Origin of the sequence: Mesorhizobium sp. ES1-6 (assembly GCF_020164775.1) — a bacterium.
In the GTDB taxonomy this organism is placed as follows: domain Bacteria; phylum Pseudomonadota; class Alphaproteobacteria; order Rhizobiales; family Rhizobiaceae; genus Mesorhizobium.
Genome location: NZ_JAIUGU010000002.1, coordinates 23,030 through 38,358, shown reverse-complemented (window position 1 = coordinate 38,358; position 15,329 = coordinate 23,030). Strand labels below are relative to the sequence as shown.

Annotated in this window: 8 protein-coding genes; 7 read left to right on the top strand and 1 reads right to left on the bottom strand. The window is 54.9% G+C overall.

From position 1 onward, the window contains the following. Positions 1 to 4 precede the first annotated feature (4 nt). On the top strand, positions 5 to 5,368 hold the full coding sequence (locus LB564_RS05000; protein WP_224535507.1) for a caspase family protein: 5,364 nt from the start codon (positions 5 to 7) through the stop codon (positions 5,366 to 5,368). A 608-nt stretch (positions 5,369 to 5,976) separates the two neighbouring features. Here LB564_RS05000 and LB564_RS04995 read toward each other — a convergent pair. Next, entirely contained in the window at positions 5,977 to 8,337 is a 2,361-nt protein-coding gene (locus tag LB564_RS04995) for a hypothetical protein (RefSeq protein ID WP_224535505.1), read from the bottom strand. 477 nt (positions 8,338 to 8,814) lie between these two features. On the opposite strand from LB564_RS04995, the gene LB564_RS04990 reads away from it, so the two are divergent. The 6 genes from LB564_RS04990 (at position 8,815) to LB564_RS04965 (ending at position 15,146) form a co-directional block, all read left to right on the top strand. Further along, entirely contained in the window at positions 8,815 to 9,780 is a 966-nt protein-coding gene (locus tag LB564_RS04990; RefSeq protein ID WP_224535503.1) for a hypothetical protein, read from the top strand. Positions 9,781 to 9,796: 16 nt separating this feature from the next. Beyond that, the gene (locus LB564_RS04985) at positions 9,797 to 10,159 is read left to right on the top strand and encodes a hypothetical protein (RefSeq protein ID WP_224535501.1); all 363 of its coding nucleotides are present in this window, start codon (positions 9,797 to 9,799) and stop codon (positions 10,157 to 10,159) included. A gap of 776 nt (positions 10,160 to 10,935) precedes the next feature. Further along, a complete protein-coding gene (locus LB564_RS04980; RefSeq protein WP_224535499.1) occupies positions 10,936 to 12,225 on the top strand; it encodes a hypothetical protein in 1,290 nt (429 codons plus the stop codon). 115 nt (positions 12,226 to 12,340) lie between these two features. Beyond that, positions 12,341 to 13,393 carry a hypothetical protein gene (locus LB564_RS04975; protein ID WP_224535497.1) on the top strand — a complete coding sequence of 351 codons (1,053 nt, stop codon included), beginning with the start codon at positions 12,341 to 12,343 and terminating at the stop codon, positions 13,391 to 13,393. Beyond that, positions 13,359 to 14,360 carry a peptidoglycan-binding domain-containing protein gene (locus LB564_RS04970; RefSeq protein WP_224535496.1) on the top strand — a complete coding sequence of 334 codons (1,002 nt, stop codon included), beginning with the start codon at positions 13,359 to 13,361 and terminating at the stop codon, positions 14,358 to 14,360. Before LB564_RS04975 ends, LB564_RS04970 begins: the two co-directional genes overlap by 35 nt. A 9-nt stretch (positions 14,361 to 14,369) precedes the next feature. Beyond that, the gene (locus LB564_RS04965) at positions 14,370 to 15,146 is read left to right on the top strand and encodes a hypothetical protein (protein ID WP_224535494.1); all 777 of its coding nucleotides are present in this window, start codon (positions 14,370 to 14,372) and stop codon (positions 15,144 to 15,146) included. Positions 15,147 to 15,329 lie beyond the last annotated feature (183 nt).

Here is a 15,329-nt window from a genome sequence, read left to right as displayed (position 1 = left end):
AAAAGTGCCGATAACCATTCAGCCAAGGAAGCGCGTCGCACTTGTCGTCGGAAATCAGGAATACGCTCAAGCCAAACGGCTGCGGAATCCGGTGGGTGATGCGATCGCGATGATGGAGGCGTTGACGCGGGTTGGTTTTGCGTGTGGGGAGCCGATCTTAGACGCCGACTGGAACACGTTTGACAAGGCAAGGTCTGGTTTTCTCAGAGCGAGCGTCGAGGCGGACGTTGCGTTGCTATTCTACGCCGGGCACAGCATCCAGGTTGACGGCTCGAACTACCTGCTTCCTGTGGATTCGAATATTCAAGGCAGAAACTCTCTCAAGAGACACGCATTCAAACTTGAGGAAATTCTTACACCCATCAAGAACAAGGCAAAAACTTCCATCATTCTTCTCGACGGTTGCCGGGACGATCCCTTCGGGACAGCTTTCCTCGCTGACGAGGATGAGGAAAGCCGGGCCGAGATGTTGCAGGCGCGGGGACCCGTAACTGTCGCCCTGGGTCCGCATGGCGATGTTGGCGTGTTTTTCGCAACTTCTGAGGGGCAGATAGCTTCGGACTGGTTTCAAAGCATCGACGGAAAAAGCGACCACAGCCCCTTCTGCCAGGCAATCCTCCAACACATCGAGGCGCCGGGGCTCACATTCCAGCGACTGACAACGCTTGTCACGCAATCTGTAAAATCGCTAACTGGCGACGCCCAGCGGCCATGGCTCGTAGCGTCAATCTCAGACGACATCGCGATCGATCCGAGCAGCCCGACGGCCGCTTCAATGGATCCGCTCGGCGACCATTTCGTCCACTCCAGCGGTTCCGATGACGTTCACATCGCGCAAACCGTCCATCAGCTCAACAAACCTTCTCCTTACCTCGGCAACGACCATGCGGTCTCCACAAGGCAGTTTTTCCGCGAACACCAGGATTCTCCCTTTGTTGGACGATCGGATTATCTCGGAGCGCTTGACGATTGGCTCAACGCGTCAGACGTTTCTCCTAACCTGCTGCTTTGCGGCCCCGGTGGGCGCGGAAAATCGGCGCTCCTCGTTCAGTGGATCGAAAAGCTAAAGCTTAGCCCTGAACACGCGCCAAATATTTTGTTTGTCCCAATAAACCGCCGCCAGTCACTGGCCAAGGAGTTTGACTTCTTCCCGGCCCTGGCTGAGGGTTTGTCCTCGTTTCTTCCATCCAACATGCCGCTCCCCACTGAAGTCGAGAAAATGCGCGCCTTCGCCCATAGGGCTCTCGAGGCCTTGGTTGAGAGCAAGACACCTTTGTTGGTCATTGTAGATGGCCTTGATGAGGCAGACGGCTGGTCAATCGGCCCTGGATTTCTGCCCGCGCGCAATGGTGGCCACCCACTCCGGGTGGTGGTTAGCGCCAGAACGGAGGCCGATGACCCATCAAGCGAAGAATGGCATCGCCGTCTGGGTTGGGAGGAGAATGCCTTAACAGTGCATCTGGGGGGGCTGAGCTCAGACGAAGTGACGACCCTGCTCACCAGCGCAACGACCAATATCCCGCAGCCTGGCGAACTCACCTCCACCGTCAAGCATTGCGATGGTGATCCACTGGTCACGCGCATCGTTGCCCAGCAGATCAGGTTGCACGGTTTCGAGGACGCAGCACGTGTTTCCAAGGGGGCAGAGGGTCTCTTAAATCGCGTGCTGAAGGAATGGTATGAACGGGCGCTCGGTGACGTCGCTGAGGTTACAAAGCCGGTCCTGCACGGCCTGGTAGGCGCGCTTGTCAGGGCGAAGGGCCCCATCACGCGTGCCGACCTCATCACTGTCCTGGACGTTTCTGCTGCACAGGTCGGTGAAGCGTTACGAGCCGTGCGAACGCTTCTCGCCGGAGATGCGAAGGCAGGCTACAGCTTCGCTCATCCAAAAATGGCGGACGCGCTGTCCCAGGTTCTAGCGCTGGATGATCGGCAGTTGGAACAGGGGTTTCTCAGGCTGATCACGGTCGCACTCGTTGATGCCGACACAAGCCCAATTGACGTTGCGCTTTATCCGCTTCGGCATGCGGCCGCACACCTCTCCGGCGCGCCAGATGCGAACTCACTCATGAGCGCACTGCTTTGCTTTGACTGGCTCAAGGCGCACCAGACCCGATTCGGGCATGTGCGCGATTTCTTGGAACTGGTCGATACCATCGCGAAACATGCTCGAAACGCGAACGCCCGGGCAGCTTCTGGCGGACACTTGCTGCCGCACTCTACCTTGGAGTTTGCCGCAGCCCTGTGGTGGCCTGTGGCCGAAGAATACACACGCTTGGAACGGGCAAAACTGGCGGATCATAATGATCCAGATCTTGTGATGCAGGCTGTGCGAGATGAACTGGATGCCGACCTTCCGGCAGTCTACGCTCCAACCGGAGCCTTAAACCTTTTGCGTCAGATAAGAGATCAGCTTCATCCGGATTCTGTAGTCGAGTGGCAGGTCTTGGTCAAAAGAGCTGCCGACGAAGTCCGCAACCGCCTGTTCACATACGCAGTTAGAAATACCGACGAGGCACTGGACCTGCTGACCTGGGCAGATTCCGATTTCAATGTCACTGACTATATCGGATCGCTGTCGGACCTGCAGACGGAACTCGACGCTAGACATTATCTGCTTGAAAGCCGGTGGCCGCACGATCGAAGCGAGCAGCTCGGGCGCATCCACCAGATTGCGGCTTCCACAAGCTCTCATGGATTGAAAGCCGAAGCCGCGGTTGTGTTGGCCGGTATGCAGGCACAGGGCTTTGACGAGGCGTTTGAAACAGTCCTTGCCTTCGCCGCGACAGACCATGAGGCAGCGAAATCGGCGGCGCTGATGGTGGAGCAACTCATCGACGAGGCCCGGTCCAAGAAAACGGACCTTGTCGATCTGGAAGGCATCCTCGAGCGGTTTCGCTCAGCCGTTCATGATGCGGGCGTAGAGGCTCCGATACTGGGAGCGCTGTTGCGTCATTGCGATCGAAACGCACGACGTTCGTTGTGGCCTAACATAATGGACCTGCCGTCCTGGAATGACATCGGCAGGGTAATTGAGCATGGTCCCCGTGACTGGGAGGCAGACGAGGTCAATTCCTTCACGCGAATGATGGGCGGATTTGTCCAGCCGCCCAGAGAGTCCGATCGCGTTAGCGCCCCTCCCGAAGGCGGCGCCCATCCGGCGTGGCGACGCGCCGTCAATATCGCCGATATGCTGGGACGGATAATACACAAGACGGATGACGAAGCGCGCCGCGTTGCGACGGACCGGCTCCTCGATAATCTGGAGTCCACTCCTAGCTACGAATGGTGGCACGAACCGGCCAAAGTCCTGGATGATCACTTGATGTTCATCCTGCACGACGAGACGGCGACAGACACCGCCAGAGCTCGCGCGACAATTCTCGCCAACAAGTTTGAAATCGAAAAGGGCGAGCCGCTTGCGAGGTCAGGATTGCCAAGCGGGATCCATTCGCTCCAGCCGAACGTGGCAGCGGGCGTCGTTATCGAATTTATCAACAGATGGGGTGGCGAGGGGCTGAAACGAGCGGCGCGACAGATCGAGCTCAGTTCAGTTGACGTCGCGGCTTCTTTGATAGGAGCTTTGGATAAACTCTCTAATTTGGAACTGCGCAGCGCCACGGCGCTGATATTGTCACGCAACTTGAATTTGGCGCCGGCCAGCCGCGTCGTAGCCAGATCAGCAGCAGGCCTGCCCGAAGCCAATGATGAGCTCCGCACACGCCGGCGCGAGAATATCGAGGAATTTTGTGAGCTCATGAATGTGCTCTCTGTCCCGGGGCTGGATACGACTTCCATGACCTTGCGGTGGTTGATAAATTCAGGCTCCGACGCGCAGGCACTTCTGTGGAAGGTCAATATACCGTCGGGTTGGCTTGTACCGCCGGACCTGCACCGCCGCCTTGCTTCCATGCTAAACCATTGGAAAGATATCCCGGGTTCCTACTTCCCGTCCGCAATTGCCGCACGCATGCCGCTGCCGCAACTACTCGACACTATGGATCACCATCTCGCTGAGAAGACAGCGTATATAATTACTGGGATTTTTAGCTATATTGAAGAAATAGATGTATCTTCTGGAGTTGAACTGAAATATATTTCTGAAATAGCAGATATGAATTTGAGCTTTAACAGCGCATATCTGCTTACGACGTTGGAAAGCAATTCATTTCCTGTTATTCAACATCCGGATGAGTGGACCACGTGCCGCGTAGCACAGTTGCAGCGCGATGGTAGTGCAAGCAGGGCAGTGGCGCAGATGGCTCACGAGACCCGCAAAATACGGCACGAAAACCTCCGTCAAAGCTTCGCCCGTTGGATCCTGAATCATTTGAAAGTGATCGACGATCCCACACAGCGTGCAGCGATCCGGTATAAGTTGGGAGACGCTCCAAAGCAGGATGAGGTAGAGGCGTGCCGGACATTGCTCGCCAAAAGCCTTGCAGGCGAAGAAAGCGTTGGCGACGTGCGTTCCGTTCTGCCGCTCCTGAGTACAACGGATCAAGATGGCCGGTGGCAGCAAATGGTGGATGAGTTGGTTTCGAGGGTCGGCAGCGATGACTTCGACCGATGCATCGAAGCCTTGGGCGATGCCGTGACTCTCAACAATATTCGGGCAACGCTGCCGTCAGCCCTGCATGTTGTGACCTATACAGGGAGAATTTGGTCTGCGGAGGAATATTTCAAACGCTTATCCGAGCCCGAACGGGGCGACGTTTTTCGTGCATGGTTAAGCGAGCTGAAGCTGAGAGGCGTTGTTGAAGATGAACGTCGATTTGTCAATGTCATCGCGAATGTAGCGCCTTCGGCCTTTGCTCTAGAATTGCTCCGCACCCTATTGGGTCCGGAGACGGACCAATCTTATTGGGCCAAGGCCATCGTCGTGTTGTTCGCGCGACTGACCACAGAGGATGCCGCGGAGTTGGTGAATACGGTTCTGAAACTTGCGGGCGGGCGCCACGAAGTCGAGTTTGTCGAAGCTCTTATCTCTCGCCTGAAGCCGCGCGATCAAGCAGCGTTGTACTCATCTGCGAGAGCAGCTCGGAATACGAAGGATAGCCGCTCTCTCATATGGGCCATGACTATGCGGTTCCCTGGCTTGTTGGACGGCAATGCTATCGACGAAGCGTTGATTGCGGCCGAGGCCGATTCCGGCCGAAACATCGGGCTGAACTTTATCGCCGACGCCCCCGCCGCGACGATAGTGCAACATGATCGGGCTTGGTCCATTCTTATGAAGCGCGGACGGCTAGCCAGCCTGGGAAAGGCTGTCGCAATTCTCTCGCAAGCGCTGGAATTGCGGCATGCATTGGGTCGCAGTGACGAGGGCGTATCCGACATCGTTATGTCTGCCGCATCAACGTTTTGAGAGCGACCGACTTCGAACTGAACAATACCAAGCTTGCTGTATCGGCTCGGGGTAAGAACGCGGTGAGATGGAGGCACTTCTGGCTGTCTGTTAGGGCTGACGTTCTGCCCTGTGTCCGATAATCGACGGTCGCGCAAACGCCTGCGGCCATTGGTTTGATCGTTAGCGAACAAAGCGTGCAAGCCTTTCCCATATGACGTTCGGTTGAACTAGCGGTATCGGACGGCATCTCTCTCGAGAGAGAGATGATGACGGCTCTGAAATCTTTGTTTTCTGGAATGTTTCTAGCTTGCGTCGCACGCTGATACCTCTTCGACCGCGATCTCGCCGAGTGCCGGCGATGCGCTTGGACATGCCTAGGACGCCGCCAGGCGACATTGAACCAATGCCGCTAAATCAAGCAACCTCCCTGGCTCTGGGCCGCCTCGCAAGTTAAGGCGGTCCCCTTTCTTCAAATCCTCCATTAATGGCCGAAGCTAAGTCCGGATGGATCGCGAGGAACCGGGGTCCAGATCGATCGCGCGCTGCCGCCACCGGGCCTTATGCAGTGTCAGTTGGGGACCCACGCTAAACGAACATTGCGCCGGTAGCCCCAAAGCGGCTAACCTCTATCTTTTTTGCAATGTGGAGAACATTTTCTTCAGACTTGCGTCCGAGAAATCTTCGGGCCTGCGTTCGGGCCAGGTTGGACTTGAAGGCCCGTTGCGATAGTCACTGTTGCGTGAATTGCGCTCCATCTGAAAAATACTCACATATGCCAAAAGCTCGTCCTTCTTCGCATCAACAATTATTTGAAAATCAACTTGTAGTGAAGAAATATTATCAAGCCAATTTATGACCGTTTGTTCATCATCAGAATCGGCCTCAGGCAAAACCAAATTGTTGATGGCGTAGGTTGCCGCCTCTGCAAAGATCTCGTCAAATTCTCGTGAATAACGAACATTGGATTCCTTCAGATTTTCGGCCAACTGTGCGAGGTCTTCCAAAGGGGGGCCGCGCTTGACAAACCGAACGACCTCCTGCGAGAGGTATCTTGCATACGTTTGCGCAAGAGGCAGGTTCCCATATGTTCCTCTCAATTTGTCTATGAATGCCGGCAGATCGACCTCGTTTTTTGAGAACCGGCCGTAGAGCCCATTCCTTCGAAGAAACCCTACAAAACCCACGTCACGTTTCGTTGAAAGCAGATCGCAGATGAACTCGCCAAGTGCGTCGAACGACAGGTGCCCCGACAGTGAGCCCGCTTTGATGGATGCAAGTATGGACGAGGCGAATACTGCCTTCCAATTCGGAGGAAGATCGCAAGCGATGTCCCAAATACGCATTGTCGCATAAAAGGATGTGGATGCGGCCAGTAGCGCCTGCAAAATTTTGACGTCCCGCACCTGCCGAGCTAAAAAATCTTGGACAGAGGGATTGATAAAGTCGACCTGGCCACCGTCCACGGTCACGAATGAAGAACTTATTTCACGGAGCGTTTCCTCGAGAACGGTGTCACCCAAGTGGTGCCTGTTATCCACCTGAAACTGATCCAAGGCCCCGATGAAGAACGGTTTTAGGCCGCCGATAGATACGCCTGATCGAAACGCTATCCGACTGTAGGAGAGAAACATGCAATACAGGAGAACTTGCGCGTTGGTGCTGATATGGGAATTGAAAACCTTGTCCCAGATCGCGCGCGGGTTGTTCAGTGTCTCCATGAACCGAGAAGGGTAGTCTTCAGTTGGTATATGTTGAAATTGCAGATGATCTGTCATCCATTCAATGATGCGGGGCATATAGTTGGCATGATCTATGATTTTTCCAGCGGTGTTATTTTTCAGCAATAAGTGGATCGCTGCGTCATCAATCCTAGAGTGATATAGATGGTTGTACAGTATAAGTGCGCGATCTCTTCGTTGGTAAGTACCTAAAGACAATGTTAGTTCACTCAGATTGAACGATGCATCGTCAAAAAACTCGGACTTTTCTCTTGCAGCCTCAAGGATGTAGGACCGGCTGGTTAGGACCAGGCGTTTGGTGTCGCTTCTCGAAATAGATCTAAAGAGCTTGATGAGCCTTTCGTTCTCTCTATCCATTTGGCTGGCTTGCAAGCCGATTTTTCCGAGAAAGTCGTCATACAAGAAGACCTGATTATTCTCGGAGTCGAACGCCTTCCAGCCATCCTCAGCGCGTCCCATGTCAATAAGCTCCCAGCCGAGCTGGATGAATCCAGCAGCAAGAACGTGCGACAATGTTGTTTTCCCTACGCCGGGGGGGCCGGATATGACCAAACAGTGTCGGCGATCCAGTATTTCTTGTGCCGTTCCTACACTTTCGTTTGGAACGTAGATTTTAAGTACGCGCTCGATGTCCTGAATCGTCGCTTGGGATACATTGGCAATGTCGTTGTTGAGCATACGTCGGAGGACGGTGGTGCCCGAAATCCAGAGCTTGGGATGACGCCTCTCGACGGCGCCGTGCTTGCGAAGAAGGGCGTTCAGTTCGGATTGCCCCCATATGTCTCCCGAAGAAACGGAGGGGTGATCCAAAAGAGCCTGTAGCTCATCTTTCCGGTGCGGCGTCAGAGGATAGGACGTGATGTAGAGATATCGATGGGGTTGGAGCTCTTTCAGCTTTTCGGCTTCGCCTTTTGTCGTTGTTCTAACGTCAGACCACTTGCTATTTTTCAGGTGTTTCACCTGGACGATGGTAAGCTCGTTCCCATCCTGATAGCGACCGTCAATTCCCCGGTCCGCACCATCCGTAAAAGTCTCAAACCGCAATCCCAATTCGGTTGCAGCCAGGTCGACGCCTAAGGCTTCGAACTCAGGGGGAGTCAGATTTCCGAAATCGTAAGGGGGAGCCACGCCGAACTCCGTTTCGCAAACGCTAAAGAAACTGTCACCGGCCACGCGATTAGTCAAATGCCGGCCCGCCAACGAAAATCGCCAGACGATATCGGCGATCGTCCGTTCTGTCTCGGACATTTCGGACATCTGTCACTGGGTGTATCTCGCCTGTTTGCCTCGTGACGAGTTCTCCTGCAAGGAGCGTTCGCCGGCATGGCCACGGACAGGGGCAAGGTCGCAATACCGATAGGGTTGCAAAAGGACAAGGCGATGAGCGTCTTCACCGGCTTAGCCCACAATGTAATCTGTGTTCAACGGAATAAAGCGTTTGCGCCAGCAGCGACGTGGACGCGCGGCAACAAGACCTGCCTGGTGGTCTGGTTGCATGCGGTTCGCCCGGACATTGGACACGTGTTACTATCTCTCTAAAGGAGAGGCGGGTTGAATTTAAACGAGTAAGAACAGAAAATATGTTGCTAAGACAGAAGAAAAGAAATTTAATAGTTCTGTCGTCCATCCGGGGGGGGTCAATTGCGAAAACACGGTCGACTTTCGAGTCTTGCGTTGCGAATGCCGTCATGTTTCGGGCAACGCAGCAGAAGACGGGTCTGCACCATGGTTGCTCTTTCCGTCTCTTTGACTGCCTGTGCAATCCATCCGCTGCCCGATGACGTGACGGGGCTCTCGACTTATAACATCGTACGCCAGATTCGGTGTGAGACCCGTCAGGCTGTGATCGGCTCCCTGTTTACCTATCTGACCAGTGACGCAAACCACGATGGCGGAAAAGTTGATGATCGCTCACGGCAGATTGGACTGTCCTTTCAGAAACTCTACAGGACTGACCCCAAGTCTATAAGGCGATTTAAGCCTGCCGCCTTGTCCGGGTTTTCCCAGACTGTTGTCGGACTGCTTTGGAGCACGGGGATCGCTTATAATTTCGATTTGAACATGGTGGTCGTCAACAATGTTGAGCCATCACTGAAATTGCTTCGCACATTGCCGCACTCCGGATTTTCACTGGGCTTGCAAGGGAATTTTGACAGGCAGCGTGGAAATGAGCGATCGTTTACGATTACCGACAATTTCGGTAGCCTCATAAGTAATATGGACGCGAGGTACTGCAAGGACAAGTTGGTCGAGGCCAACGTCGTCTACCCAATAGCTGGGAAGGTGGGGATGGAACGTGTTGTTGATGACTTCCTTGTTCTTGCGCTTTTTGGCAACCTCAGTGGAGGCGACAGTAAAGACGTCACTTCCGTTAAGGGGCCGCCGACGATGGTCGATCAGTTGGAATTCAAGACAACGATCAGCGGCACGGTTAGTCCATCGGTTACGTTCTCGCCGGTCGGTGACGCCTTTCATATCTCCGAAGCCGCGGCGGGTGTGACGAACTCGAGGACCGATACCCATAAGCTGACGGTTGGCCTCTATCTCAATCCTGCCGGATTAAAGCAAATTGAGAAGGTGCGTCCAGACATCTTCTTGGGCCTCATCACGGCTGCAGGCGGCCCAGCGGAGCAGGGAGCAGCCGCAGCTGTAGATCAGTTCTTGAAACAGAAAATCTTCCAAGATCGCTGAGGAAGTGGAGATCGATATGGCAAAGGTATCCAAGGACACGCGCACGGCAACCGGATCCAAGCGACAAGAGGAAGCAGAAGCCGGTGGCACAAGTGGGCGTAGCGGCCGGAAGGCGCCAGTACGAATGGGATTGCACGGGCTAGGACGCCTGTTGAAAGAGATCGACGCACGCGGTGAGGACGTTCAAGGCCGCTTTCACGATATGCTTGGCACCCAGGACGTGACAGTTGTCTTGTCTCCCACCCTTGCGGGTAAGATCAAAAATTTCGCGCAAGAGAATGGGATCGCACCGCGGAGGAAAGCGGTTAGTCTGAAGGTGGCAAAGAAAAATCAGGACAATTGCGATCCGCGCACAGATCCATGGTGCATTGATATTTAGCGGCCGTATTGGCGGTCATTTGAGAAGTAGTTACGGTTTATAATCGTCTAAGCATAGTCAGAAACTGACGCCGAGATCTTGTAATATGTAAATATCAATATGTTTCACTATAACAATGGCAACGCTGGTGTTAAGCTCGGGCCTGGCTCTTGCTGCGGAATGCGGCGGGCCGTCAGGTGAGGTTCAGCTCTACCCCTCATCGACCTATGGCACGGTTCCCTTCATGTATCGAGGCGACAAAGGCGACAGCCTGCAATACATGGGAAAGCCCGTGCCGGTTTTGGGGATCGTTATACGAAAACGGTCACCTCCAAAGGGTCGGCAGACCTCTGGAAAAGGGTAAAGACTGTCTTGATGCGGCCTTATACGTACCCTGGCGTCAACCCCCATCCGCACAAGTGCTGGGTGATAGAGTTTTTTGCCCACTGCGATTGAATTACGATCAACCACGAATTGCACCGGGCGATGGATGTGAAGCACCATCGGCGTTGCATAGGCAACGGCGTGGAACGGCGTGCAAATCGGCGTGGCCGCCGAGCGCCGGCAACTGCGCTCGGCCTGACATCTGTGGCCGAATCTCAACCCAAGTAATTCATCGCCTGTGATCAAGAGCTCTCCAACAGGCTTGTGTGGGGCTCCGGTGAGGCGCCCTGAGATATCGCCAGCCGAAGGCCATGTCACGGCTGTGTCACGGCGGCTGCGGATGTCTAGGCCGACCAAACGGTCAGCCGGCATGCAGCTGGCTCTGGCTTCAGTCTCACTCAAGGGGGTCTCTCATGAGCCGCAATCACCCTACTCACATTCGCGGACGTCGCCGGTCTCGCGGCGGAATGTTCGGATGTCTTACAACCCTTCTTTCGACAGCGGCGATCACTGCGTGCTGCAATATTTTGGCAGTGCCGGGGGCCAACGCCTATCCAATCCTCGACGCGGTCCAGGGTCTGCCTTACCCCGAATTGGTCACCGTCTATCCCGACGAGGTCAACAAAAACCTCTATTATTTCGTGCCGACGACTATCGAGCTGGTGACCAATAGTGACGGAAGCGTCGCCCTTGGTGTCTCGTACTGGGGATTGACCGGCAAGGACGAAGATGGCGCCGGCGCCAATCTGACGTTTTCGGTCAGGCCAGCTGTCGACAAAGAGAAGCTGACGCGCATCGCCGACGAGGTGAAGAAGGTAAATCCGGCCGCACAGTTCGCCTTTCCACCGCTGGTGAGCAGCTCGGTGGACGCAATCCTGTCTGGTGCGTTTCACGACAAGAACCAGGATACCACTCAACCCACATCAGTTGCAGGAGGGACTGTGGACGCGACGCAGGCCTTCTCCGTTTCCCTGACACGCATCGGCGGCCGGGCCTTCGCCAATGGAACGTCTAATGAGCTGAACGTCCTAGCAGCTCGGTACACCTACAAGATCTTGGGCATCGAGAAACGTCTGCATGCGCGCATAACGGTGAACCAGAGACGAATCTACGATCATTTCAAGGTCTCCGGCGGTGGCAGCGCTTGGTTCGGTATGGTGTCAAGCTACTGGTCAGCCGACTGGCAAAAGCTGACCGAGGATGGGTCCATCAAGATCGACATCCTTGAAGGCGGCGAGCAGGACAGCGATGCCTACATGCTGGAAGTCTTCAAGGCGCTGGTGAACGCGAAAGTGTCCGGCGAGGGCATGTTCAAGCCGGAACTGAAGCCTGGTGATATCGGCGGAGGCTCGGGACAAAGTTCCGGCATGGGTTGGGGCTTCAGTGTCAGTTCTGCATGGCAGCATCTGGATGAAAACAAGAACTTCACATTCGAGATCAACAAGCAGAAGCTCGGCGAGCGCGAATTCCAGGTCGGAATGAGTTTCGCAGCAGTGTGCGCGAGGTATCCAAACAATTTTCAAGATCTAACGACTGGAGATAAGTGTATAGACTACAAAAAGTACAGTGCGTGGCAGAAAGCAAATGAGGCCTGCCTAGCGCCAAAACTTGATGAATTGGACAAGAAGTTGGAATTGAAGCAGGTCGACGCGGAGACATACGGCACGCTCAAGGAGTCCCTTCTGGAGCGTTCCTGCCTCTAGCCATCCCTATAGGCCGCGACGGGGTTCTACTTGTTGGCCACCGATCCCATAAAGGGATCATTGTCTGAACGATCGCCTGCCGGGCAGATCACCACAAAATGTAAAGGTGAAGACGATGAAAAGGTTGCTGCTGACGGCAATGATCCTTTCGACGCTCGCAAGACCAGCTGCGGCTGCCAGCTTTTCCGATGTGCTGGAATATCTCTGGAGCGTCGTTGGCGGTTCAGAACCGGATGTGAGCGAACTTGGTCCTTGGCCTCATGCCGCCGAGTATCGGGTCTTCGTCAATACCGAAGACCCCTCCATCCTCGTTCTGCTGCCGCTGGCGTTTGAGATCGTAACCGCCGATGGCTCCGCTAAATACGGGGTTCAACATATCGGCTTCTCTGAAGGCGACTCTACGGGTTCCGACAAGTTCGCCTCGCTGAGCATGACCATTCGTTATAGGGCCAATCCTGATTTCGTGTCGGATATCCAGCAATGGTACGCGTCCAAGACGGGGATTGCTGAACCGAAGGTCAGCCTGCTGCCCAGTTCAAATCTTAGAATTCGATTGGTCCTTGCAGCCGACGGCAAGATCAAACTTGATCGGGAGCTGGAGAAGTTCGATGCCACCAACGATGCAACCTATTCGATCCAGCTGGATCTGTCCGGGCAGGATGCGGTCGAATTATTCAAGGCCATGAAGGCGTCCAACGGCAAGGTGATTGTCGGGGTGCTCAACAAGCCTCTTTTCAACCTGGCGCTCGGCACAACACTGCGAATCGACGCCAAGCAGCTTCGATCCCTGTTCGACGAACTCGGCTTCGTCGACGTCAATCAGGGCGTCTGGACAATCTCCAATTCAATTGAGAGCAAAGTCATCAAACAGCGGCTTGGCCTGGCCGAGAGGGCCGGCCTTCAGGGCTGGCTCACCGATCGGCTCGGCATGCCCAAAGTAGAACTCGATGACCGCGGCGACCTCAGGATGGGCTGGGATCTCAAGCAGACCAAGGTCGATGCTGGCGACGCTTCGTCATTGCGAATTCCGATATTCGGTCGCGACGTACCGACGACCGACAGCTTTTCGACGCTCGATCTGAGCGATGCGTGCAACCAGTACGGCAAACAAATAGTCAACTTGGAGACAGGCGATGTTGGATGCGATGGTATTAAGTTGGAGCAATAAGGTCAGGCAAGTCCGGCTTTCGGCAATAGTCGCCGGGCTTTTGCTGGTGCCGGCAGGCGCTGGCGTGTCATTGGCGCAGAACGATCCTATCGTCTCGCCCATTCCGGTATCTTCGGCTTTGATCGATTTCGACGCGGTGGTAGCGCTTGGAATCCCGACGACGGTTACAGTTTTCAAAGGGTATGGCGCGCAGAGCAACATCTACATCCTCGTGCCTAACGCGCTACGCATCGACCGCGACGCCAACGGACGTCCAAACGCTTCGCTGGTCCATGACTCGCCAAACGAGCGTTTGGGATTGCGCGGTATTGGCGCCGGCTATCTGACGATTGGAGTCCTGCCATTCATCTCCGGTGAGGACGTGGCCGTTGTCATGAAGCGCATTCGCGATGAAAATCCGAACGCTTCGTTCGCTTTCCCTGCGCCGGCTTCATCCGAATTTTCGGTTGCGGTGCCGTTTGCCCCCCAGGAAGTCATTCAGACCGGCGTGGCGGGAAACCCGCTTCAAACCGAGACATCGCTGGAGGTCAAGCTCAATCCGCTGGCAACCAAAGCCTTGCTTCATCCCCGGTCCGGGAGCGTTTCTTCCATCGTGGTCAGGCATATGTATACCCTGCGTGGCATCCAGCGCGATGCCGCCAGCCAGATTCAGATTGTGGAGCGGCAGTTCAGAAACTCCGACTCTCTGACTGGGTTTTGCTTCAAGTATCCGTCCCAGGTCATAAACCTTGCCAGCGGCAAAGAAGGTTGTGTCTCGCCAGTCGTCGCCGGCGACCAGATTCTTGTCGCGCAAAAACTTCTGAAGCTACTCGGCTATGACGTTGGCCACTTGGATGGGGTTTTGGGGGAGCGTACCCGCTCAGCGATCGTCGCCTTCCAGCGCGACCACCAGATAGGACTGGATGGAGTGCCCAGTGCCGAGCTTATCCTGGCGCTGCAAGAGGAACACTGGCGCAAGCCGAGCTAGGTGACCGTCATGTCGATGTTTCTCGTTAGAGTCGTGCCCGCTATGGCCGTGGTTATCGCGACAAGCCTTTACCTCATGCCAGTCTCTGCTGCCGAGCCCACGGCCGCATGCCCGACTGACGACATCATAATTCGTCGCTTGGAATTTGAGGGCATGGTCAAGCCACTCGCAGACGAAGACGCGCCAACCCTTTTCCGAGCAAAAGGATTTCCTTTTTGTCTTTCGGCGATGCCTGTGCCGGTCCAGTGCGAGGGAGGAAAATACACATTTGCCCAATATGTCCTGCCAAACGAGTCGGACCCGCCGGCGGAAGGCCTATCCGGGATCCTCACCTTGCCAGTCTGCCTTGATTCCGGCGTCGGCGGAAAATGGAAGGCAAAGCTCGAAGCCGCAGGATTTCAACTGTTGAACATGGTACCGGAAAAACTCTCATTCGAAGTGCTTTTGTCGCCGATGTTCGGCATGCCAGTGGCCCGCACAAACTCGACGGAAATGATTGTGGAAACCAATGACGCGAAAGAACTGCGAGCCACCTTCGTATTCGATCTCAAAACGATCGGGGTCCGTGCGATGCTGATGGCCGGAAAGGCTCCGTTCATGGTCATGCGCATCGTGCTGAAAGTCAGAGGTCTCGCGGGTCAGTATACTGCTGGCACGTCATTCAGCACGCCTGACTGCGACGCCTACCCCAACAGATATTTCGATGTAAGGAACGGCCAAAGCGGCTGCAAAAATGCTGAGAGGCGCATTCTTTACGCGATACAGTCCCGGAAAACGGCAAACTAAACCTCTGGACATGAAGCCTGCTATGGGCCCCATCGTACAAACGCCTTTCTTGAATCGGATACCCAGGTTACCGACACTATTGGAAACGTGGCATTCTGCAATGGCTCGGCAGTCTGCCGAAAAGTGTTGAGCGGCGGCCTTGCACCTTGGCTGAAGGTGTCGTGCATTGGCGCATCATAGAAG